Consider the following 21,297-nt stretch of genomic DNA (forward strand, 5'->3'; position numbering starts at 1 on the left):
CCGGTGAACCTCGCCGCGCGACCTCATTTCGAGGGCCAGACCCGGACGGAGGAGCTGCTCCCCCCTCCGGCGGACGCAGGCCGGAGCGCTCCGCCGGACGACATCGCCGTGCCTTCGGAGCGGAAGCTCCCCCCCGCCGTGACGCAGCGCTCCGGCGAAGACGCGCTGGAGCTCGGCGCGCTCTACCGCAACCACCATCGCTTGGTCTACCGACTCGCGCTCCGCTACGGCCGCGGCAACGTGGCCTGGGCAGAGGACGTGACGCAGGACGTCTTCCTCGACCTGATGAAGGCGCTCGAGAACCTGACCGAGCGGGACAACCTCGAGGGGTGGCTGTACCGGACGACCTCGAATCGCTGCCTGAACCGCCTGCGCCGGGACCGATTCCTCGCGCTCCCGCCCATCCGCTGGCTGCTCGGGCAAGGCGAGGGCGAGCGCAGCCCCCTCGATGAAGTGACGATCGCGCGCGACGATCTGCGCCGCGCGCTCGAGACGCTGGGCACGCTGCCTCCCAAAGAACAGGTCGCTTTCTCGATGTTTTATCTCGACGGCAAGGAGCAGGAGGAGATCGGGGAGATACTCGGCCACTCCAAGGGATACGTTTGCAAGCTGATTCAAAAGGCGGTTGCGCAGCTACGCGACGCCGGATGGGAAGTGGGCCATGACGCGAAACCGTGATCTGCTCGCGTTGCTGCGCGAGGTGGACGAGCAGCTCGCCTCGGTGAAGCCGTCCCCTCGGCTCGAGGCGCGCCTCGTCGCGGAGCTCGACCGGCGCGGGCGGCGGCCTTTCTTCATGGCCGGGAGCGGGGGGCGCTCGCTCGTGCTGGCGCTGGGCGCGAGCGCCAGCATCGTCGCCCTCGGCACCGCGCTCCAGGGCCTCACACCCGGCTCGATCTTCACAGAGCGCCCCGTCGAGCCAGCGATCGAGCTCGCGGGCGATCCGCCTCCCGCGGACGCCGGGCTCCTGGAGCGCACGCCGGCCCACGGCCCGACAGCGCCGCCTCCCCGGATCCGCGCCCCGCTCCTCCAGGAACCTCCCCGCCGGCTCGCTCCGGCGCCGCCCGTGCCGCGCAGCGCCGTGCCGCCGCGGGACGCGAACGACACCCCAGGGCTCCTGGACGACAGCCGGCTCCCTGTCGACCGCGCCTCGCCTCCGCCGGCGCGCGGGCGCGTCGAGCCGCTGACCCCTCCGCAGACGCTGGGCCGGAGATGGGTTGATGGCCCGGAAGGGTTATCTCCTCTCCCGCAGCGCGGGTCTCACGCCGCGCTGCGCCGAGGCGCCGGAGGCGTCCCCGCGGAAGCGGCCGCGCACGAGGGCGAGAGCGGAGAAGGCACCCGTGCCACGGACGCCGAAGGGCCCGCGACCGAAGATCCGGTGGTCCCGCGGGACGAGGCGCTCTGCCAGACGGCGGACGCGTTGCGGCGTGAGGCCAGGGCGCAGTGCGAGGCGCAGGGCCTCATCGTCGCGGATTTGACGCTGCTCGATCCCTGCGATCACGGGAGCTACCTCGACGCCGAGTACACGTGCGGGAAGATGGCGCTGACCACGTGCTGGAAAGGGGTGCTCGGCGACGGCGTCACGTGCTTCGACACGACGTATGTCAAGGACGAGGTCTGGAGGATGTGCAGGGACAGGGGCACGGAGCTCCGCTCCCTCGATCAGGAGCAGCCTGACCGGGACTGCGGTGACCACGAGACGACCAGGGTCTACTACGAGTGCTGCCCGCCGGGGGATCCGCTGCCTTCGCCGTCGTGCTGGACGAGCGAGATCGACTTCGGTGAGGCATGCCAGCCGTACGAGAGGCTGGATGCCGAGGCCACGGCGCTCTGCAGCGGCAAGGGCCACTATCTCTTCCGTCGCGTGTTCGGGGACAAACACGTCGCCTGCACCGACGCCACGGCCACGAGCCTGAGCTACACCTGCTGCCCCTTCTAATCGCGAAATCGCCCGCCCGAGGAAACTGCCGGCCTCGTCGCGGTTGGTAGAGGGAGAGCGACACGACGGAGAGGGCGCGCTGACCCGAGCTCGAGCGGCGCGCGTTCGGAGCTGTCCGGCGCAACGCCGGCTTTCACGGAGGATCACGATGCGGACTTCCCTTGCGATAGGTCTATTGCTCAGCGTCTCGATATCCAGTCTCCTCGTCGGCTCCGGGTGCACCATCAACCTGGCGCCGGATCCCGATCCACCAGCGGGCTCGTCGGGCGGGGAAGGCGGTGGCCTGGATCCTGGGACCGGCGGCGGCGAGGACCCGGGGGCGGAGGGCGGCGGGGGAACCTTGCCTCCCCCGCCCTCGGCGTGCTGGCTCGGGGATATGGGCGACGGATTCACGTGCCACGACACGGCCACGCTCCGGGATCACGCCCAGGCGAGGTGCGCGAGGATGGGCGCGGAGCTCGCGAGCTTCGTGAGCGACACCCTCAACCCGAGCTGCGCCGAGCACGAGAGCAGCGAGGTGGTCTTCGAGTGCTGCGGCGGCGAGCCGCCGCCTCCGCCGCCGCCGCCGAACTCGTGCTGGAAGGGCGAGCTGGGGGACGGGTCCTCCTGCATCGACATGGGCGCTATCAAGGATCGGGCCTACGCGATGTGCGTGAGCGCGGGCGCCCAGCTCACCTGGCTCGACGCCCTGCCGGACCCCGGGCGCTGCGGTCCGAACGAGGCCACCAAGGCCACCTTCGAGTGCTGCGGCTCCACGCCGCCGCCCCCTCCGCCACGCGCCTGCTGGAAGGGCGAGCTGGGCGATCGCAGATCCTGCGTCGACCCCTCCGCGCTCAAGGACCAGGCTTATGCGGCGTGCTCGCGCTCGGCCGCAGACCTCACCTTCTTCGATTACGAGCGGAACAACCCGAGCTGCGCGGCCTACGAGACCACCTGGGGTTTCTTCGAGTGCTGCGGTAGCGAGCCTCCTCCTCCTCCTCCGCCTCCTCCGTCCGGCCCGTGCTGGAAGGGCGAGCTGGGCGATGGCCTCTCCTGCGTCGACCGCACGGCCATGAAGGATCGGGCCTATGCGACGTGCGTGAGCGCAGGCGCCAGGTTCACCTCCTTCACTTACGAGGAGGACAACCCGCGTTGCACCGGCTACGAGACCAGCAAGGCCGTCTTCGAGTGCTGCGGCGTCGAGCCGCCGCCTCCTCCGCCGGAGGCCTGCTGGGGTGGTTCTCTGGGCGACGGCTCCTCGTGCATCGACGCGGCCGCCCTCAAGGAACGGGCCTACGCCACGTGCGCGAGCGACGGCGCGGAGCTCGCGGCGTTCGACGCCGGGTACGACGGTCGCTGCGCCGCCCACGAGTCGAGCCACGCAAAGTTCACTTGCTGCGCTTCGAAAACGCCGCCCGCTCGGTAGCGCCGGCGCGACCAACCTCGAGGACCCGAGCCGACTGCTCCGTTCGCTCGGCGACTCCCCCGATCCCGTCGGCCTGGGATAGTACCCTGGCGAGGGCGCGCTGCGCGTGAAGGCCGCGACGAGCGCCGCCGCGCCGGACCCGAGCCGGCTCGGGCTCGTCTCGAGGCTCCAGAGGTGGACGGTGTCAGGGCGCAGCCTGGCATGTGCGTGCGGGTCCGCTTCAGGACCCGACTCGATGATCACCAGCATCGAGCCGATGACCTGCTCCGATCTCAAGCAGCTCGTTTGTTCGCAGTCGGATGCGTCCGCGACCTACAAGGGAAATGGACGTCCTCAGCGCCGGGAGCCGGGCCCGTTCGGCACGCTGCGCGGTCGCGAGGGGCGGGCGCCAGGCCCCCGCCCAGCTCACCGCGGGCCCTCGCAGGGTCCGGGGCCGAGGTGCACGGCGATCGCGAGGTGCGCGGCGATCGCGGACATGGGCCATTTCGCCCCGATGCAACCTCGTTGTTCGCCTGCCGCCCGCGGTCGGCGGCTGGCTCAGCGACGGAAGACGGAACGGCGCGCTTGCGGACGACGATGCACCGGGCTAGGATGCCCCTCTCACGACCGTCCCTGGCCCTCTATAACGACGCTTTCCATCTTCCCTCTCACGAGGGGAGATTGCGAGCTCGCTCGGACGACTGGACGACGCACCGTGTGATCGCGCGGAAGTTCCGCGCCGCACGTCTCCGTTCGACCCGTCACGGCTTCGTCGGATGGCAGGCCGAGTGCGCTGCAGAGCGCACCAGAAAGCCGTAAAAGAGCAGGATGGCATGGGAAATCGTCTCTACGTAGGAAATCTTTCGTTCAACACCACCCGCGAGACCCTCGAGTCCGCGTTCGCCGCGGCCGGCGAGGTCCGTGAGATCGCGATGCCGACCGACCGCGAGACGGGGCAGCCGCGCGGCTTCGCGTTCGTGACCATGGGCACGGCTCAGGCCACGACCAGCGCCATCTCGCAGCTGAACGGCGCCATGCTCGATGGCCGCGCGCTGAAGGTCAACGAAGCGCAGGAGCGTCCGGCGCGCGGCTTCGGCGGCGGCGGCGGTCGCGACCGGTACTGATCACGGGCGCGGCGTGGCGGTGCTCGTGCGCCGCCACGCCTGCGCTTTCAGGACGCACCATGATGTGCTGAAGAACGCGCCCGGAGGCGCCGAAAGGCCGGTTCGGCATGCAGAAACAGGGAGCATTGAAGCGGCAAAAGGAACGCGAACGGCAAGAGAAGCAGCGCGAGAAAGACGCGAACCGTCTCGCGCGCCGCATGGGAAAGGGCTCCGCCGTCAGCGGGACACCGGGAGAGGATCCGGACATCGCAGGGATCGTCCCGGGGCCTCAGCCTGCGGTCATCGAGTGAAGCGCCCAGCGCCGAGCCAGGGCGCCGAGCGCGCCCCGCCAGAGCCAGCAACCGACCAGGACGGCTCGGCGCAGGCGACCGTACGCCAACGATTCATCGAGCAGAGCGCAAACGCGCTGGGCCAGGCGTGGGCGAGGCGTTGGCGTCAAGACCTCCATCGAGAGGGCCGCCCCGCCGCCGGCGGATGGCCCGGCACGCTGCGTGAAGCACGAACCCAGGTGGAGATCACCCTTCCCGGGGAGCTGTGCCATCGCAAGATGCCCGCCATCACCGGCGTGGAGCGCGAGCTCGCCGCCCGGACCGCCTACTCAAGCGCGCGGAACGAGTGGCGAAGGCACACCGACCCCGAAATCCCCTAGTCTAGCCGGGTGTGCCGGGGTCGACTACCCCCCGGCCCCCACGGTTCCGGACGTGCGGAATTCCCGCATCCGGCTCTTCGGGCGGTGGGCGCCCATTTACTTGCGTTACTTGCGCGCCGGGACGCGGAAGACGAATCCGCTGGTGCTCGGCGACGCGACGGGGCCCGAGCCGACGTCGATGGAACCGTGGAAGGTGCCGGCGACCCAGAGCGTGCCGCCGGGGGTGAGCGCCATGCCTTCGGAGGCGCCGGCGCTCGACGCGTAGCGGTGGAGCGCCGTGACCTCCGAGGACGCGCTCGCGTGCAGCGCGAACGGGGTGTAGTCGAAGGTGACGAGATCATCGTGGCGACCCGCCGCGTAGACGCCGCCGGCCATGTCGGGCGCGAGGCCGTACATCGTGCCGCTCGGCTCCGGCGTGATCACCCACTCGGCCGTCCCGCTCTCCGTGAGCTTCGCGACGAACGGCGTGCCCTCGATGTCCGCGTCCACCGTCGTCCCGAGCACGTCGCTCTCGCCGCTCACCGCGCCGGCGAGGAACGTGCCCCCACCGACGGCGATCTCGTTGCCCATGTCGAACACCGGCCCGCCGAAGCGCAGCGCGAACCGCCCCTCCCCCGCGCTCGAGAAGCGGGCGACGAAGCCCATCATCGTCGAGCCTGCAGGCAGCGACAGCGCTGTGCCGTCGATGGTCAGCGCCCCGTCGGCGTAGCCCGTGATCGACACGTCGCCGCCCTCGTGGACGGCGATGCCGGCCACGGCGCTGCCGGCGCCGCCGGGGTTGTTGAACACCTTGGCCCAGGCGACGTCGCCGTCCGGCGTGAGCTTCAGGAGAAACGGGGACTCGCCATCCACCGCCAGGAGGCCGCCGCCAAAGTCGATATCGTCGTCGACATAGCCACCCACGTACACATGGCCCGTGGCGTCCGTCGCGATCGCAAAGCAGCGATCCGCGGCCGTGGAGGCGAAGCGTTTCGCCCAGAGCACGCTGCCGCCGGCGTCGAGCTTGGCCACCATGGCGTCGGGATCATCCGTCGCTCCGGACAGCTTCGTGCCCCCGATCGTGACCTCGCCATAGAGCTCGCCCGCGATGAGCACATTGCCCGCTCGGTCGACGGTCACGGCCGTCGCCGAGGATTGCTGCGCCGTGACGATGGGCGCCGACCAGAGGAGATCGCCCTCGGGATCGAGGCGGATAAGGAACGCCCCCAGCTTGGTGATCGTCTGGGCGCCCAGCTTGATCTCGCCGAACCCCTCGCCGCTCACGTAGGCGCCGCCGTCGTCGGCTCCGGCGATCGCGATGTGAAACACCATGTTGGTCGTCTCCCCCGCCGGGTGGAGGAAGATGGCGTCAGGCGCGGCGAGATCGACGCCGACGCCGGCCCCTCCACCGGTCGCGTCGCCCCCGGCCCCCGCGCCGCCGCCGCCACCCGCACCGCCGCCACCGCCGCCCGAACCGCCGCCGCTGGCCGCGGTCGCCGCGGCGGCGCCCCCGGCTCCGCCTCCTCCCGGGCCAGACGGATCGCCGTTATCACCACACGCCGCGCACAGGAGCCCCAGAGTCAACCAGGTCAAGATTCTCATCCACGCACCGTAGACGAGCGGCGCCCGCCCTCGCGCGTCCTTTGCGCCCCGGCGCTCGACAGAGCACGTTTGCCGCGCCAGATATCGCTAAATTTTGTCAGCGAGGGTGAAGAACCAGGGACAGACGCGCGCCGGTGCTCGATACGTAGCACCCCGAGGCAGCGAGGCGAGCCATCGCGCCGAGGAGCTCCTCGACGGCCGAGAGGACGCCTCAGGCGAACGTGCTCGCGTGATCGCGCGGGGTGCCGTCCACGGGACCCGGATCGAACGCGAACGGCGGGTGACAGGATACGACGTCATCTCGAGATCTCCTCGATTCATGGCGCCTCACGCACGCGCCGGGTAACTCCCCACAATCTTCTTGGCGAAGCCGTGGAGCCGGTGGACGAAGCCCGTGTTCCGGAGGAACATCAGCGGGCACTCGCCCGCGATCACGCGGATCCCGAGCTCCTGGCAGGCTTGCACGGCAGGCGCGCTCACTGCGCCCTGGCCGACCCCCCGGTGCAGCCACACGGAATTCATCGATGTCTTCCAGCTTGTTCCGCATTGGTGTCTCCCGCGCTCCGCGCGTGCGCTGCTTTGGTTGTTCGGTCGTTGTTGCGTTGTTACTGAGTCAGGATTGCGCGGCTCGTGCCGGTCGATGCGGGCGCGGCGCAGGCAGGAGAGCCCGCCTTCTAGCGATCTCCGGCGCTGTGGGTCACGTCGATGCCTCGCAGCGCCTGCTGGGCGATGCTCAGGAAATCGGTCTCGGTGATGATCCCGATGAGCTGCTCCTCGTCGCCGACCACCGGCAGACAGCCGATCTTGTGATCGAGGAGGATCTGGGCTGCGTCGGCGGCCGGTGTCGTCGATCGCACGGTGCGGACACGCCGGGTCATGATCGACTCGATCGGGATGGGCTTGCCGTCGAGGCGGCTCACGTGGCGGAGCAAATCGCGATCGGAGACGATCCCAACGACGCGCCCCTTCGCGTCGACCACGGGAATATGCCGGATCTCCGCGAGCTTCATCTCGAGATTTGCGGCGCTGATCGTGTCGGCCTCCTTCAGCGTGATGACCGCGGTGCTCATGTAATCCTCGACCCTGCACTTCTTCTTGAGCTTCATCGAACAGACTCCTTGCGCTCGCGGCACGCATGAGCACGCCTGCCGTCATGGCGAGCTCCGCTCCTCTGTGCCTGCTCGACGGAGCATGCAAGAGGCCGACCAGCGCGCGCCCGCGCCCCGGAGCTGCTGCGCCGCCGGGGCGCTCGCGCAAGGCCTGCGGATGCGGTGAAATTGCTGCGCCGCGCGCCTCACCGGGGCTACCAGCGCCTGAAACAGTGGCTGGACAAGTACGGCGTGGAGGCGTGACGGAACGGCGCGTGCGCGGCTGAATGGCGTGATCCACGCAATGGTTGGCGGGAGGATTAGACGCCTTTCCAGTTGCTCGCCATTCTACTCGTATTTCGCCTCGCCCTTGGCGTAGATGATCTTCCCTTTAGCCCCAAATTTGAGCCCATGGTTCGCGGCGTAGCCGGCATGATCGTCGGTAATGGTCACCGTGATCGTGCGGCTAGCGGACTGGTCGAGGAAGAGCTTGTGGCAATCGTGGTATCGCTCGCCCGTACACGGCCAACCGTTCATTTCTACCTCGAGATCTCCTTTACGCTTGACGGAAGCGAACATGATCTCTTCCGCATGGTAATGACCGTCGCTCTCGTACGTCTTGCCTTTGACTGTCACTGAGATCGGCATGTTACCCCTCCAAGATGCTTTCGCACTCGAAACGATGCACTTGTCTCGCATTGTTTCGTTGCAGCGAATAGCATCTCAGGCTGGGTTGCGGGCGTAAAGAGAATTCGGACCATGGTCTGCTCGACGCAAGGCCCGTGCGCCGACCCCTCCCGACGCCCGCTCGCCGCCCCAGGGCTCCGCCCGCCGGCCTATGCCGCGTCCACGATGCGAACTCCGGCCACCCTTGGGCGCTAGCTCCGGCCCGCTTGGTGTTGCCGATCACCATCATCGAAGCCGACGGCGCACATGGATCCAGCTCTTGGATGGTGAGGCGGTCGGCTTGCCGCAGAGCGGCATTGTCGGTAGGTATCAGACCTACAGCAATGATGTTCGAGGCGGAGTTCTACGAGGGTTGATGCCTTGTGCCAGCGCGCAGCCTCATGGGCCACCTGGTGGCCGGCCGGCACGCGAGCGCCTCCTCGGCGCGGAGCCCTCCGCCGCAAACCATCCCTGCTCGCGCTGTATCTCCGGGGGGAACAGGTGTCTCCTTCAGAGAGACAGGGGGCTCGGCAGCCGCGCGCTCATCTCCGGAGATCGGGGGCGCGATGGGCCTCGTTTTCGGCGCAAACACGGGGGCTCGTCGGGGGGGTGCGCGACCCGCTCGCCGTGGCATGACGCTTGCGAAACCCGTCGCCGTACGCCGCGCTTCTCGGCGACAACGCCCGTTTGACCACCGAGCCATGCACGTCGTGCGTAGGCCGATTTTACACAACGGAGATGAACATGACGTTCAATCGAACGAACACGTCTGCTCGCGCCGAAGATCATGCGACCGGCAAATCGCTCCTCGTCTCTCGGCGCACGATCCTGGGTCTGCCGCTGCTGGCCGCGCCGGCGCTGCTCACAGGCTGCACCGCGGAGACGCTGCTCAGCGCCGGGTTCAACCAGGACACCGCATCTCAGCTGCCGAGCTCACAGCAAACGGTCGGCACCGTCGCGACGGCGCTCGGCAACGGCAACGTGGTGGTGGCCGCCTCTCCGGCTGGCGAGGCCAACGATCAGTGGGTGCTCATCCAGCACCCGAGCTTCAACGACGTGACGTCGATCCAGGGTCGCTTCAGCGCCTTCCGCGGAGATGGTCAATACATGGCGACCGCCAGGCTCTTCATTCCAGGCGCGGACGGCGGAGTCCCGACGCTGCAGTTCGAGGGCTTCAACCAGCCGCTGAGCGACCTGAACAGCTTCTTGCACCTCGACTTTCTCACGAACGGAACGGTGCGCGTCAACGACGACAGCAACTTGATCTTCGGGACGTATCAACGCGGGCAGGTGTTCAGCGTGCAGGTGACGTTCAACATCGGCGCGAGCGCGGCGACGGCGACCATTACCCTCCTGGGGGCGGCGTCGGGCAGCCTCGACGTCGCGATCCCGATCTACTTCCTCAACCAGGCGCGGAACTTCGGCGCGGTCAGGGCCTGGATGGGCGCGAACTCCACGGGCGCCTTCTACGTGGATGATCTCTCGGTCATTTTCGTGATACCGTAGGCGTGCCGTGAGGGACGCGTGAAGAGGGCGATGCCGAGCGCTCCTTCGAGCGCTTGACCTTGCCCGCCACCCCGCCCGCGGCCACGACGCCCGGCCCCGCGGCGGGAGCGGTGCTCGCCGCGCTCGACGTCGCCGGAGCCCCGTCGCAGCCGCCCGCCCCCGCGGGCGCCGCGCCGGCAGCTGGTCCACCTTCTCGGGCTCCGTCACGATCTCTGGTGCACGAGCTTCGTACGAGGGCTTCATCGCGGCGCGCTCGCGGGAGAGTCTCCCGCTTCCTGCGTCGAAGGAGAGCGCACCCGGGCGCGCCGGGCAATCGCAATCCGAGCGTCCCGGCGTGCGACCGCGGACACCACGGCGCAGGCCCCTTCCACCGCCTTGCGGCTCCCCGCATGGTCAAACGCTGACACACAGCACGTGGAGGATGGCGAAGCGTCGTTCGGTGCGGCGCATGCGCACGAGGGCCTCGACCGCCGTGGCTTCCAATTTGTCCAATACGGCGGCGCGCGCGGGCAACAGAATCGGCGCATGAAGATCTTCCTCAAGATCATCCTCATCCTGGTCATTCTCTCTCTCGGAGGCTGCATGTCCCATACCACCGGATCGACCTCGGTCATGAAAGGCCCCAATGCCACCTCGGCCGTCGTCCGCTACCAGATCACGGACGTCGATCGCGCCGTTCGCTTCTACACCGAGCGACTCGGCTTCACGCTCGACCTGCAGGCCGGCACGGCGTTCGCGACGGTCTCCCGCGGTGACTTGCGCCTGCTCCTGAGCGGCCCCGGCAGCTCCGGCGCGCGCCCCATGCCCGATGGCCGCGCTCAGGTCGCGGGCGGCTGGAACCGCATCGTCCTCTACGTCGACGACCTCGCCGCGATCATCGAACGACTCCGCGCGGCCGGCACACCCTTCCGAAACGACATCGAACGCGGCGTGGGAGGCGCGCAGATTCAGCTCGAAGATCCCGACGGCAACCCGGTCGAGCTTCACGAGGCGCCGAAGGAATCGACCTCGACCGCGGAAGGCCCCGATGCCACCTCGGCAGTCGTCCGCTACCAGAACACGGACGTCGATCGCGCCGTTCGCTTCTACACCGAGCAACTGGGCTTCACGCTCGACCTGCAGGCCGGCACGGCGTTCGCGACGGTCTCCCGCGGTGACTTGCGCTTGCTCCTGAGCGGCCCCGGCAGCTCCGGCGCGCGCCCCATGCCCGACGGCCGCGCTCAGGCCGCGGGCGGTTGGAACCGCGTCGTGGTCTACGTCGACGACCTCGCCGCGATCATCGAACGACTCCGCGCGGCCGGCACACCCTTCCGAAACGGCATCGAACGCGGCGTGGGGGGCGCGCAGATTCAGCTCGAAGATCCCGACGGCAACCCGGTCGAGCTTCACGAGGCGCCGGCGGGTTGATCATGACGACTCGGAGGCGACCGGGTTCGTCGCCGGTAGCGCCGCGATGCGCCCCGACACCGCGCGGATCCTTCGCGGTCATCGGGTCGGGACACCTCGGGATCGCGCGTGTTGCCGGTCCCTTCCGCGCGCCCCATCCAGCGCGGCTGGCGCGGCGATGGCGATGTGGTGCAACTTGACGGGTTCGCGGGAGGAGTGGGCGATGAGCGCGGTCGGCGAATTGCCGGAGAGCGCCACGAACTCGCGGATCAGGTGCGACTGGTCGCAGAACCCTGACACGGCAGCGAGCCGGGCCCAGTCCGGCTCGCGCTCCCTCTCGGCCTGCGAGAGCGCCCGCCGAAAGCGTGTGATCCGGGCGAAGGCCTTCGGGGCGAGGCCGGTCTCGGCGGTGAACACGTCGACGAGCCGGCGGTGGCTGATGCCGAGCATGGCCGCCACGTCGGCGACGCGCCTTTCGCCTCCCTCGAGCGCCGCGATCGCGTGCGGCACCAGGGGATGACCGGGGCGCGCAACCGAAAGGCGGTCGAGCAACGCGCGCTCGAGCAGCGCGAAGCGAGCGCGCGGCTCCGGCGCCGCGCACAGGCGGTCGCGGAGCTCCGCCGCTCGCTGCCCCCAGAGCTCCGCGAGGTCGGCGTGCGTGTCGGTCAGCGCGCCGGGCGGCGCGCCGAGGAACGGCCACGCGCCGCCGGGGCGGAATTGGACCCCGACCATCGACGCGTGCTCGCGCGTGTCGACGCCGAAGGCGGACTGGTACGCGCCCGAGACGACGGCACCGGAGTAGCGGCGAATGGTGGGGCCGTCGTAGACGCGAACCTCGTCCTGGTCGAGGTTGACGACCAGCTGGAGGGTACCGGAGGGCAGGATACGCTCGGCCGCGTGAGGCGGAGCAGCCGAAAGGTACCAGAGCTCGGCGACGTGCGCCGAGAGCGGCGGACCCGGCACGTGGCGGACATACAACACGTGGGCATTATGCCCGACGATCACGTCGCCGGCCACATCGCCGCGCGGCGGTCACGAAGCCCGAGCACTCCCGTCGCACCTTCCCCCTAGGACACCGCTCACGTTGATCGAGCGAGAAATGAGCCGCCAAGGCGCCAAGGACGCCAAGAACAAAACACGATCTTGGCGTCCTTGGCGGGCTTGGCGGTTCAAATTCCTGCTCTTTTCTGGGGTTTCAACCCGTTTGTCGCTCTAGGTTGGCGTGAAGCTCGCGAGGTCAGCAATCCCGAGCGCCGCCTCGAGCTCGGCGACCTCAGCGACCGCCTTCTCGAAGCCCCCCTTGCCGAGCATGCGGTGTTCCTTGTCCTCGAACTGCTCGCCGAGATCGGCATACACCTTGGCGCCGACGAGCGCCCGAAGCGCGGGAAAGAGCACCGTGTCCTCGCGCGCCGCGTGCGGCCGGTACATCCGATTGAACGCGCGCAGCCTGTCGGCGAGCTTGCGGCGGGCGGCTTGCTCGCGGAGCGGCTCTTTCGCGAACGTCAGCACGTCGTCGGTCACGAGGCGCCCCGCCTGGTGCTGGCGCCGGAGCACCGCGACGAGATCGGTGTGCTTGCCGGCCCTCTCGAAGCGGGGGAACAGGAAGTCTTCTTCGAGCTTCTCGTGATAGTCCTCGATCACCCGGCGCACGACGCCCGCAGCCGAGAGGAGCACGTCGCCCGGGACATCTTCGTGCCCGTCCAGGCGCCGGATTGCTTCGTCGTACAGGAACATGACCCGGCGCAGGACGCCGTGCTCTCGCATCAGATCTTCACCGGGGGTGACTTCGTCGCCTTCCCCAGCGCCGCCGTCCTGTCTCGGTTCGCGGGCCGCCGCGTCGCGCGGACGCGCGCAGGCACCGAGGACGGCGCTCATGCCGATGCTGCTGGTCGCGAGCACCAGCGTCCTTCGCGACAATCCGTCGTTGTTCATGGACGATGCCTCCCTCCCGCAGCGCGCCCCGGCTTGCTACCCGTGCTTCAGCCCCTCCACGCGCGCGGTGCCATCGAGCAGCCCATTCCCCTGGAGGCGCCGGTCACGAGCGCAGCAGCCGGCTGCATACCATGACCTGCGATGCGGGCGGTTCGAGCCATGGATCACGATACCAGGCAGCACCGAGCCGGCCGATGCGGAGGCGCCGGGTTCGATCGTAGGACCGAGCCGGAAGGCCACAGGCCGCGTCCGTACGACAGCGTGTCGAGCTTGACGACATTACGAAGATCGTCTACGCGCTTCGAACTATGATCTCGACGGCGGATCGTGAGATCCGGGTGGGCCTCTGGAAGATCCACATCCTTCACCACGCCGCGGCGCGCGAAGTTTGGGGCCTGTGGCTCCTGGAGGAGCTCGCAGAGCACGGCCATCGGTTGAGCCCCGGAACGCTCTACCCGGCGCTCGCCCGCATGGAGCGCCACGGCTGGCTGGAGGCCAGCCAAGAGACGCAGGCGCGTGGCCGGCGAAGCTACCGCGCGACGGCCGCCGGCCGCCGGCTGCTCGCTGCGCTCAAGCGCGACGTGGCGGAGCTCTACCGCGAGGTCGTCCTGGGCGAGGAGCCCCGCGGCCGCGCGGCAGCTTCAGGCGAGAACCGCGGCGCCGCCGTGCGCCCCCGCAAGCGCACTCCATCAACGAGGGCTGGAACGAAATGATGAAACACCTGCGCAAGATGCTCGATTCCGAGGCGCCCGCGGCGACGCTCCTCGTCCGCCTCTCGGTCGGGGCCGTGTTCCTGTCCGAAGGGATCCAGAAGTTCATGTATCCAGCGGAGCTCGGCGCCGGACGGTTCGTCAAGATCGGCATCCCGTGGGCGGAAGCCATGGGACCTTTCGTAGGGGTGGTCGAGATCGTCTGCGGGGCGCTCGTGCTCGCGGGGCTCCTGACCCGGCTCGCCGCCGCTCTGCTCGTCTTCAACATGGTCGTGGCGCTGGTCTCGACCAAGCTTCCGATCCTGCTCGGCCGAGACATCCTCGGCTTCCACGTGCGCAAGCTGCCGCACTACGGCTTCTGGAGCATGGCCCACGAGGCGAGGACGGACTGGGCGATGCTGCTGGGCGCGCTCTTTCTCGTCGTCGTCGGCGCGGGGCGCTTGTCCGTCGACGCGCGCTTGGCACGGCGCCGGAGCGCGCCGTGAATGAATCGACCACCTCTCCCACGTCGGTCCGGCGCTGGACGGGGGCTGATCTGCGCGAGCTCGCGTGGCTGTTTCTGCGCCTCGGCGTGACGGCGTTCGGGGGGCCTGCCGCTCACATCGCGATGATGCAGGACGAGGTCGTGCGCCGGCGCAAGTGGCTCTCGGAGGAGCGCTTCCTCGACCTGCTCGGCGCGACGAACCTCATTCCCGGCCCCAATTCGACGGAGATGGCGATCCACATCGGCTACGACCGAGCGCGAGGACCGGGCCTCGCGGTGGCCGGCGTCTGCTTCATCCTGCCCGCGATGCTCATCACGGGCGCCCTCGGCTGGGCCTACGTGCGCTTCGGAACGTTACCGGCAGCGACGTGGCTGCTCTACGGCATCAAGCCCGTGATGATCGCGGTCGTGGTGCAGGCGATTGGCGCGCTCGCGCCGAAGGCCGCCCGCACCACGTCGCTCAGGCTCCTCGGCGTGCTGGCAGCCGTCCTCGCGTGGCTCGGCGTGAACGAGCTCGCCGTGCTGTTCGGCGCGGGCGCTGCCAGCGTGGCGCTCGCCCGCCTCGGCAAGCCTTCCGCCCGCCCCCCGGCGCCGAGCGACGAAGATGCCGGCAACCGAGCGGCGGCGCTGGCGCCTTGGCTGCCCGGGTTTGCCCTCGCAGGGTCGGTCACGCTGCCAGGGCTCTTCTGGGTGTTCTTCAAGACCGGCGCGGTCCTCTTCGGCAGTGGCTATGTCTTGCTCGCGTTCCTTCGTGCGGATCTCGTGGAGCGGCTCGGCTGGATGACCGAGGCGCAGCTCATGGACGCGATCGCGGTGGGGCAAGTCACGCCGGGGCCCGTGTTCACGACGGCGACGTTCGTGGGGTACGTGCTGGCCGGCCCTGCGGGCGCGCTCGTCGCGACCATCGGCATCTTCTTGCCCGCGTTCTTCTTCGTCGCCGTGAGCGGCCCCCTGATGCCGCGGCTGCGCCGCTCGCCGGTCGCGGGGGCGGTTCTCGATGGAGTGAACGTCGCTTCTCTCGCTCTGATGCTCGTCGTGACGGTGCAGCTCGGCCGCGCTTCGCTCGTCGATCTGCCCACCGTGCTGCTGGCGGCCGCGAGCGCGCTCCTGCTCTTTCGCTTCAAGGTCAATTCGACGTGGCTCGTCGTCGGCGGCGGCGCGCTGGGCTGGGCCATCCACAGCGCAGGACTCGCGGGGTGAGGTCGGCGTCGCGGCCAAGGAGGACCTTGGCCCTGCAATCCTAGCACTCCGGCAGATTGACCCCCACCTCCACCGGCAGCTCGAGCACGTTGACGGCGAGCCCCCCGCGCGCCGTCTCCTTGTACTTCGACTCCATGTCTGCCCCGGTGTCGCGCATCGTCTTGATCACCTTGTCGAGGCTCACGAAGTGCGCCCCGTCGCCGTGCAGCGCCATGCGCGCCGCGCTGATGGCCTTGATCGCGGCCATCGCGTTGCGCTCGATGCACGGCACCTGGACGAGCCCGCCCACCGGATCACACGTCAGCCCGAGGTTGTGCTCCATCGCGATCTCGGCCGCGTTCTCCGCCTGCTCCGGCGTGCCGCCCAGCCCCTCGGCCAGCGCGCCCGCGGCCATCGAGCACGCCGAGCCCACCTCGCCCTGACACCCCACCTCCGCGCCGCTGATCGACGCGTTCTCCTTGTAGAGAATGCCTATCGCGCCCGCCGTGAGTAGAAAACGGATGACCCCCTCGTCCGTCGACGTCGGCACGAAGCGCCGGTAATAGTGCAGGACCGCCGGGATGATCCCCGCCGCGCCATTGGTCGGCGCGGTCACCACGCGGCCCCCGGCGGCGTTCTCCTCGCTCACCGCGAGCGCGTAGAGGCTCACCCAGTCCATCGCCGTCAGCGGATCCCGGAGCCCCGCCTCGGGGCTCTCGATGAGCTTGCGGTACAGGGCCGGCGCGCGGCGCACCACCTTGAGGCCGCCGGGCAACACGCCCTCCGCCCGGAAGCCGCGCCGCACGCAGTCCTGCATCACCCCCCAGATGCGCAGGAGACCCGCCCGGGTCTCCGCCTCCGGGCGAAAGACCTTCTCGTTCTCCAGCATGACCTGGCTCACCGACAGGCCGCTCGCCGCGCACGCGGCGAGCAGCTCCGCGGCGCTGTGAAACGGATACGGCAGCGGCGTCGTGTCCGCCTCGATCGGGTTCTCCCCCTTCGCCGCCGCCTCGTTCACCACGAAGCCGCCGCCCACCGAGTAGTACACGCGCGCGCGCAGCGGCGCGCCCCCCTCGTCCAGCGCCGTGAAGCGCATGCCGTTCGGATGAAACGGCAGGCTCCGGTGCAGGAAGACCAGGTGCCCTTTCACCTGGAAGCCGATCTCGTGGCGGGAGAGCAGCGACAGCCGGCCGCTCTGCCGCACGCCCTCGACGATCGCGCCCGCCCGCTCGACGTCCACCCCGTCCGGCGTCTCGCCCATCAGCCCGAGGATCACGGCCTTGTCGCTGCCATGGCCGCGGCCGGTGGCGCCGAGCGACCCGAACAGCTCCACCGACACCGCCGCGGCGCGGGCGAGCAGGCCCGCCTCGTCGAGATCCACCGCGAACATGCGCGCCGCGCGCATCGGCCCGACCGTGTGCGAGCTGCTGGGCCCGATACCGATCTTGAAGAGGTCGAAAATGGTGACTGCCATGTGACGTGGAACGCCGTTCAGCAGGATCTCCGGCGCCTTTGCCGGAGCGCGCTCGACGCTCGACGGTACACCCTACACCGGTGCAGGCCGGCGCGCAGGGCGGCTCGCGCCGCGAACACACAGCACGTCACCCCGCCGCTCCACCACGCGCGCCTTTTGGTATGCTCGGGGACGTCTTCCCGCGTTTCCCTCACCCTCCAGAGATGGGGATCCCCATGCGCCATGCCCCGGCCGTGCTCCTCGCCGCCTCCCTGCTCGCCCCCGCCGCCGCGCGCGCCGACGGCCCCTCGCCCGCGCCCTCACCACCGCAAGGCGCTCAGGCGAGGCCGCCCGCGCTCGAGGTGACGATCGACAGGTCCAAGGTGGACCTCAAGGGCCGCCAGATCGAGGTGAAGCTGTCGCGCGCCGCCAGCAAGGTGCGCATCAAGGTCCTCGGGCAGTCGGGCGCCGTCCTGGCCGAAGAGGAGAAGCCGTTCGGCGGGGCCGCCGCCGGCTCGCCGCTCGCCGTGACCTGGTCGCCCTCGAGCGACGAGCCCGTCGCGCGCATCGAGGTGTACGGCTACGACACCGAGGGGTACTGGGCGGGGATCGCGATCCTCCCCTGGAACGTGAGCATCCCCCACGAAGAGGTGCAGTTCGAGACCAGCTCCGACGTCATCCGCGCCTCCGAGGTGCCCAAGCTGGAGGCGAGCCTCCAGAAGATCGCGGAGGTCGTGGCGAAGACCAGCGAGCTCGGCAAGATCACGCTGTTCATCGTCGGCCACACCGACACGGTCGGCAGCGTGGAGCACAACCTCGCCCTGTCGCGGAAGCGCGCCCGCGCGATCGCCGCCTGGTTCAAGGGCCGCGGCGTGAAGCTCCCCATCGCCTTCGAGGGGCTCGGCGAGTCGGCGCCGCTCGTGAAGACAGCGGACCAGGTGGACGAGCCGCGCAACCGCCGGGTCGACTACATCCTGTCGGTCGAGCCGCCGCGGCTGCCGTCGGGCGACGCGTCCTGGAAGGCGCTCTGAGGCGAGGCGGCCCCGTGAAGACCACCGTCCTCGCCCTCGGCAGCCGCGGCGACGTCCAGCCCGCCATCGCGCTCGGCAAGGCGCTCGCGGCCCGCGGCCACGCCGTCCGCGTCCTCGCCGGCAAGAGCTTCCTGCCCTGGATCGAGGCGCACGGGCTCGCCGCCATCCCGGCGAGCGTCGACTCGGTCGACATCATGGAGAGCGACCTCGGCAAAGCGTGGGTGTCGCGCGGCACGAACCCCATGGCCCAGTCGCGGATCCTGCAGCGGATCATCGACCGCTTCGGCGCGGAGATGGCCGACGACGCCCTGCGCGCCTGCGAGGGCGCCGAGCTCATCCTGAGCAGCTTCACCTCGGACACGTACGCGGCCTCCATCGCCGAGGCCTCCGGCGCGGTGCAGGTCAGCATGCCGCTCCAGCCCTCCATCCTGGCGACGCGCCACGGGCCGACCGCGCTCGCGGCCCCTGTCCCGCGCCGCGACAGCGTGCTCAACCTCCTGTTCGGCAAGCTCCTGATCGAGCCGACGGTGTGGCGCTGGTACCGCGGCGTGACGGCCCGCGTGCGGCAGAGGCTCGGCCTGCCGCCGCAGGATCGGCGAACGTACATGGCCGCGCTGCGCCGCATGCTGGTCGTCCACGGCTACAGCGCCCACGTCGTCCCGCACCCGACGGACTGGCCGCCCAGCTACCACACGACGGGCTACTGGTTCCTCGACGAGGGCGAAGGGTACAGGCCGCCCGAGGCCCTCGAGCGGTTCCTCGCGGCGGGCGAGCCGCCGGTCGCCCTCGGCTTCGGCAGCATGACGTCCCACGATCCCGGCGCCACGACGAGGCTCCTCGTCGACGCGGTCGCGCGGAGCGGCCAGCGCGCCGTCCTGCTCTCCGGCTGGGCCGGGCTCGGCGACATGGCGCTGCCCGACACCCTCCTCCGGATCGACGCCGCGCCGCACGACTGGCTCTATCCGCGCGTCGCCGCCGCGGTGATCCACGGGGGCGCCGGCACCGTGGCCGCGTGCCTGCGCGCCGGGCGGCCCGCGGTGGTCGTCCCGCACCTCGCGGACCAGCTCTTCTGGGGGCGCCGCGTCGAGGAGCTCCGCGTCGGCCCGCGCGCCATCCCGCGGCCACGCCTCACCGCCGACGCGCTCGCGGCCGCGATCCGGACCGCCGCGACCGACGCCGGCATGAAAGAGCGCGCCGAGGAGCTCGGACGGAAGATCCGCAGCGAGGACGGAGTGGCCGCGGCGATAGGCCACATCGAGCGGCACCTCGAGGCGCGCGGTGGTGTGACAGCGTAGGAATCCAGCGTCCGAGGACATCGACCCTCGGACGCCCACGCCGTCGCGTGTGCTTCGCGCGGTCACACTGTGGGAGGCGACGGCGCGCTGCGATGGTGTCTAACTCAAAGTCCTCGTCGCCGGGCTCCGCGCTCATGTACTCTCGTCCGATCAGCGCAGCGGGCGCTCCATCCGGCGAGCGGCTCGGATACCGCCCCTCGCGCGGATACACCCCTTACCTTGACGACGCCATGATGCAGCCAGACCTTCTCTCCAGCACACCCGCCCGCGCCACCGCCGGCGCCGCCGCCCGCGCGAGCGCGCCGCCGTCGACGCGCGGCTTACCGCTCGTCGGCGTGCTCCCGCACCTGCTCAAGGATCGGCTCGATTACCTCCTCTCGGCGAGAGAGCAGCTCGGCGATCTGTACACGATCGATCTCGGGGTCGCGCGGCTCGTCGCGCTGAACCACCCGAGGCACGCGCAGCACGTCCTGCGCGACAACGCGCGCAACTACCGCAAGGGCGGCGCGATATGGGAGAGCGTGCGCTCGCTCATCGGCGATGGGCTGCCCACGAGCGAGGGGGATCTCTGGCTGCGGCAGCGGCGGATGATCCAGCCGGAGTTCCACCGGGACCGGCTCGCCGCGATGTGCGACCTCATGGTGCAGGCGATCGACGACGGCATGGCCGGCTTCGGCGCGGCCGCCGCCGCGGGGCGCCCGGTCAACGCCGAGCGGGAGCTCCCGCACATCACGATGAAGGTCATCCTCAACACCATGTTCGGCACGGGGATCACCAAGGAGGAGGCGGACACCGTCGGCGGCTCGCTCCGGTACGCGCTCGACTACATGCTCCTCGGGGCCGCGCTCCGGGCGCTGCCGAGCTGGATACCGGCCCCCGGGCGGCGCCGCTTCGAGCGATCGGCGAGGGCGATCGACGAGCACGTGTTTCGCTTCATCGCGCAGCGCCGCGCGCAGCCGGGGCGGGGCGGCGATCTGCTCTCGATCCTCCTCGCCACGGTGGACGCCGAGACCGGCGAGCAGATGACCAACCAGCAGCTGCGGGACGAGGCGGTGTCGATGTTCCTCGCCGGGTACGAGACGACCTCGGTCGCCCTCGCGTGGGCGCTCCACCTCCTGGTCGAGCACCCCGACCTCCTGCGGGCGCTCGCGGCGGAGGTCGACGAGGCGCTCGGCGACAGGCGGCCCGGCTTCGCGGACGTCCCCAGGCTCCCGCTCGCGCTCGCGGTCGTCCAGGAGGCGCTCCGGCTCTACCCGCCAGCGTACTGGATACTTCGCACCGCGATCGAGGACGACGAGATCGACGGCTTCCGCATCCCCGCCGGCACGATGGTGGGTGTCATGACTTATGTCCTGCACCGGCACCCCGACCACTGGGAGGCCCCGGCGCGCTTCGACCCTGGCCGGTTCACGCCCGAGCACGCGCGCGCCCGGCACCCGCTCGCGTTCATCCCGTTCGGGATCGGGCAGCGGCAGTGCGTCGGCAAGGAGTTCGCGCTCATGGAAGGGCAGCTCATCCTCGCCCGGCTCCTCCAGCGCTACCGGATCAGCGCGGTGCCGGGACGGACGACGCGGCTGCACTTCGCGACCACGCTGCGCACGTCCGGCGGCGTGTGGCTCCGGCTGGAGCCGCGCGCGGGAAGGTAAATGAGAGGACCGAGGTGAGCGGCCGCGCTGTCTGCCTCTGCGGCTGGAGCGTCCGTGATCCTCGTCGAGGCAGCCTGCACACGTAGGGCGGCTCGGCGTCGCAGGGCATGTCGTTCCACGGCCCGCCCTCGACGAACCCTTCGGTCCGAGGTTGGAACGGACTGATAGGTGTCCCGCAACCTCCTGATGAGGCGGCCGCGCCTTGTCATCCAGGCGCGATGCGGCACGACGCCTCTGGCCGCGCCCG

General features: G+C 70.0%; 20 protein-coding genes. 13 read left to right on the forward strand and 7 right to left on the reverse strand.

Translation table 11 applies throughout. The features are described from left to right. Nucleotides 1–3: 3 nt before the first annotated feature. The 5 genes from ACSRUE_RS38970 (at nucleotide 4) to ACSRUE_RS38990 (ending at nucleotide 4,734) form a co-directional block, all read left to right on the forward strand. Entirely contained in the window at nucleotides 4–678 is a 675-nt protein-coding gene (locus ACSRUE_RS38970; protein ID WP_437769244.1) for an RNA polymerase sigma factor, read from the forward strand. Further along, a complete protein-coding gene (locus tag ACSRUE_RS38975; protein ID WP_441287990.1) occupies nucleotides 662–1,936 on the forward strand; it encodes a hypothetical protein in 1,275 nt (424 codons plus the stop codon). The genes ACSRUE_RS38970 and ACSRUE_RS38975 overlap by 17 nt, the downstream gene beginning before the upstream one ends. Before the next feature lie 148 nt (nucleotides 1,937–2,084). Then, a complete protein-coding gene (locus ACSRUE_RS38980; protein ID WP_441287991.1) occupies nucleotides 2,085–3,341 on the forward strand; it encodes a hypothetical protein in 1,257 nt (418 codons plus the stop codon). A gap of 812 nt (nucleotides 3,342–4,153) precedes the next feature. Beyond that, a complete protein-coding gene (locus ACSRUE_RS38985; RefSeq protein WP_437769247.1) occupies nucleotides 4,154–4,444 on the forward strand; it encodes an RNA recognition motif domain-containing protein in 291 nt (96 codons plus the stop codon). A gap of 107 nt (nucleotides 4,445–4,551) precedes the next feature. Continuing rightward, a complete protein-coding gene (locus ACSRUE_RS38990) occupies nucleotides 4,552–4,734 on the forward strand; it encodes a hypothetical protein (protein WP_441287992.1) in 183 nt (60 codons plus the stop codon). Between the two features lie 464 nt (nucleotides 4,735–5,198). Here the strand turns inward: ACSRUE_RS38990 and ACSRUE_RS38995 are convergent, their stop codons facing one another. The 4 genes from ACSRUE_RS38995 to ACSRUE_RS39010 all read right to left on the reverse strand — a co-directional run bounded on the left by ACSRUE_RS38995 (nucleotide 5,199) and on the right by ACSRUE_RS39010 (nucleotide 8,410). Beyond that, a complete protein-coding gene (locus tag ACSRUE_RS38995; RefSeq protein ID WP_441287993.1) occupies nucleotides 5,199–6,665 on the reverse strand; it encodes a hypothetical protein in 1,467 nt (488 codons plus the stop codon). Nucleotides 6,666–7,001: 336 nt separating this feature from the next. Beyond that, on the reverse strand, nucleotides 7,002–7,196 hold the full coding sequence (locus ACSRUE_RS39000) for a hypothetical protein (protein ID WP_441287994.1): 195 nt from the start codon (nucleotides 7,194–7,196) through the stop codon (nucleotides 7,002–7,004). A 152-nt stretch (nucleotides 7,197–7,348) separates the two neighbouring features. Further along, the gene (locus ACSRUE_RS39005) at nucleotides 7,349–7,780 is read right to left on the reverse strand and encodes a CBS domain-containing protein (protein ID WP_441287995.1); all 432 of its coding nucleotides are present in this window, start codon (nucleotides 7,778–7,780) and stop codon (nucleotides 7,349–7,351) included. Between the two features lie 330 nt (nucleotides 7,781–8,110). Beyond that, the gene (locus ACSRUE_RS39010; protein ID WP_441287996.1) at nucleotides 8,111–8,410 is read right to left on the reverse strand and encodes a hypothetical protein; all 300 of its coding nucleotides are present in this window, start codon (nucleotides 8,408–8,410) and stop codon (nucleotides 8,111–8,113) included. 762 nt (nucleotides 8,411–9,172) lie between these two features. On the opposite strand from ACSRUE_RS39010, the gene ACSRUE_RS39015 reads away from it, so the two are divergent. Both ACSRUE_RS39015 and ACSRUE_RS39020 read left to right on the forward strand, forming a co-directional pair. Beyond that, nucleotides 9,173–9,934, forward strand: coding sequence for a hypothetical protein (locus ACSRUE_RS39015; protein WP_441287997.1), 762 nt, complete (start codon nucleotides 9,173–9,175; stop codon nucleotides 9,932–9,934). Nucleotides 9,935–10,348: 414 nt separating this feature from the next. Further along, nucleotides 10,349–11,341 (forward strand): VOC family protein, encoded by a 993-nt coding sequence (locus tag ACSRUE_RS39020; protein WP_441287998.1) that lies wholly within the window; start codon nucleotides 10,349–10,351, stop codon nucleotides 11,339–11,341. A 78-nt stretch (nucleotides 11,342–11,419) separates the two neighbouring features. On the opposite strand, the gene ACSRUE_RS39025 is transcribed toward ACSRUE_RS39020, so the two are convergent. Both ACSRUE_RS39025 and ACSRUE_RS39030 read right to left on the reverse strand, forming a co-directional pair. Then, a complete protein-coding gene (locus ACSRUE_RS39025) occupies nucleotides 11,420–12,301 on the reverse strand; it encodes an AraC family transcriptional regulator (protein ID WP_437769256.1) in 882 nt (293 codons plus the stop codon). A gap of 231 nt (nucleotides 12,302–12,532) precedes the next feature. Then, a complete protein-coding gene (locus ACSRUE_RS39030; RefSeq protein WP_437769257.1) occupies nucleotides 12,533–13,252 on the reverse strand; it encodes a hemerythrin domain-containing protein in 720 nt (239 codons plus the stop codon). A gap of 308 nt (nucleotides 13,253–13,560) precedes the next feature. Here ACSRUE_RS39030 and ACSRUE_RS39035 point away from each other — a divergent pair, with 308 nt between their 5' ends. The 3 genes from ACSRUE_RS39035 to chrA are packed head-to-tail and all read left to right on the forward strand — an operon-like array spanning nucleotide 13,561 to nucleotide 15,646. Next, entirely contained in the window at nucleotides 13,561–13,965 is a 405-nt protein-coding gene (locus ACSRUE_RS39035) for a PadR family transcriptional regulator (protein ID WP_437769258.1), read from the forward strand. Further along, the gene (locus tag ACSRUE_RS39040) at nucleotides 13,965–14,447 is read left to right on the forward strand and encodes a DoxX family protein (protein WP_437769879.1); all 483 of its coding nucleotides are present in this window, start codon (nucleotides 13,965–13,967) and stop codon (nucleotides 14,445–14,447) included. Before ACSRUE_RS39035 ends, ACSRUE_RS39040 begins: the two co-directional genes overlap by 1 nt. Next, nucleotides 14,444–15,646 carry a chromate efflux transporter gene (gene chrA / locus ACSRUE_RS39045; protein ID WP_441287999.1) on the forward strand — a complete coding sequence of 401 codons (1,203 nt, stop codon included), beginning with the start codon at nucleotides 14,444–14,446 and terminating at the stop codon, nucleotides 15,644–15,646. The genes ACSRUE_RS39040 and chrA overlap by 4 nt, the downstream gene beginning before the upstream one ends. Before the next feature lie 40 nt (nucleotides 15,647–15,686). Here chrA and ACSRUE_RS39050 read toward each other — a convergent pair whose 3' ends face one another. Continuing rightward, the gene (locus ACSRUE_RS39050) at nucleotides 15,687–17,099 is read right to left on the reverse strand and encodes an L-serine ammonia-lyase (protein ID WP_437769260.1); all 1,413 of its coding nucleotides are present in this window, start codon (nucleotides 17,097–17,099) and stop codon (nucleotides 15,687–15,689) included. A gap of 215 nt (nucleotides 17,100–17,314) precedes the next feature. Here ACSRUE_RS39050 and ACSRUE_RS39055 point away from each other — a divergent pair, with 215 nt between their 5' ends. From ACSRUE_RS39055 to ACSRUE_RS39065, 3 genes are all read left to right on the forward strand, one after another. Further along, nucleotides 17,315–18,109: an OmpA family protein gene (locus ACSRUE_RS39055; protein WP_441288000.1), complete on the forward strand. Its 795-nt coding sequence runs from the start codon at nucleotides 17,315–17,317 to the stop codon at nucleotides 18,107–18,109. Between the two features lie 14 nt (nucleotides 18,110–18,123). Continuing rightward, entirely contained in the window at nucleotides 18,124–19,404 is a 1,281-nt protein-coding gene (locus tag ACSRUE_RS39060) for a glycosyltransferase (protein WP_441288001.1), read from the forward strand. Nucleotides 19,405–19,634: 230 nt separating this feature from the next. Beyond that, nucleotides 19,635–21,050, forward strand: coding sequence for a cytochrome P450 (locus ACSRUE_RS39065; protein WP_441288002.1), 1,416 nt, complete (start codon nucleotides 19,635–19,637; stop codon nucleotides 21,048–21,050). Nucleotides 21,051–21,297: the final 247 nt, after the last annotated feature.

The sequence above is a fragment of the Sorangium sp. KYC3313 genome, from assembly GCF_052075895.1.
In the GTDB taxonomy this organism is placed as follows: Bacteria; Myxococcota_A; Polyangia; order Polyangiales; family Polyangiaceae; genus Sorangium; species Sorangium cellulosum_B.

Excerpts from the sequence above, each read along its gene's own strand:
- ACSRUE_RS39050 (WP_437769260.1), bottom strand. The coding sequence starts at position 17,099 with ATGGCAGTCACCATTTTCGACCTCTTCAAGATCGGTATCGGGCCCAGC.
- ACSRUE_RS39005 (WP_441287995.1), bottom strand. The coding sequence starts at position 7,780 with ATGAAGCTCAAGAAGAAGTGCAGGGTCGAGGATTACATGAGCACCGCG.
- ACSRUE_RS38985 (WP_437769247.1), top strand. The coding sequence starts at position 4,154 with ATGGGAAATCGTCTCTACGTAGGAAATCTTTCGTTCAACACCACCCGC.
- ACSRUE_RS39065 (WP_441288002.1), top strand. The coding sequence starts at position 19,635 with ATGATGCAGCCAGACCTTCTCTCCAGCACACCCGCCCGCGCCACCGCC.
- ACSRUE_RS38975 (WP_441287990.1), top strand. The coding sequence starts at position 662 with ATGACGCGAAACCGTGATCTGCTCGCGTTGCTGCGCGAGGTGGACGAG.
- ACSRUE_RS39055 (WP_441288000.1), top strand. The coding sequence starts at position 17,315 with ATGCGCCATGCCCCGGCCGTGCTCCTCGCCGCCTCCCTGCTCGCCCCC.
- ACSRUE_RS39040 (WP_437769879.1), top strand. The coding sequence starts at position 13,965 with ATGAAACACCTGCGCAAGATGCTCGATTCCGAGGCGCCCGCGGCGACG.
- ACSRUE_RS39010 (WP_441287996.1), bottom strand. The coding sequence starts at position 8,410 with ATGCCGATCTCAGTGACAGTCAAAGGCAAGACGTACGAGAGCGACGGT.
- ACSRUE_RS38990 (WP_441287992.1), top strand. The coding sequence starts at position 4,552 with ATGCAGAAACAGGGAGCATTGAAGCGGCAAAAGGAACGCGAACGGCAA.
- ACSRUE_RS39000 (WP_441287994.1), bottom strand. The coding sequence starts at position 7,196 with ATGAATTCCGTGTGGCTGCACCGGGGGGTCGGCCAGGGCGCAGTGAGC.
- ACSRUE_RS39015 (WP_441287997.1), top strand. The coding sequence starts at position 9,173 with ATGACGTTCAATCGAACGAACACGTCTGCTCGCGCCGAAGATCATGCG.
- ACSRUE_RS39030 (WP_437769257.1), bottom strand. The coding sequence starts at position 13,252 with ATGAACAACGACGGATTGTCGCGAAGGACGCTGGTGCTCGCGACCAGC.
- ACSRUE_RS39035 (WP_437769258.1), top strand. The coding sequence starts at position 13,561 with ATGATCTCGACGGCGGATCGTGAGATCCGGGTGGGCCTCTGGAAGATC.
- ACSRUE_RS38980 (WP_441287991.1), top strand. The coding sequence starts at position 2,085 with ATGCGGACTTCCCTTGCGATAGGTCTATTGCTCAGCGTCTCGATATCC.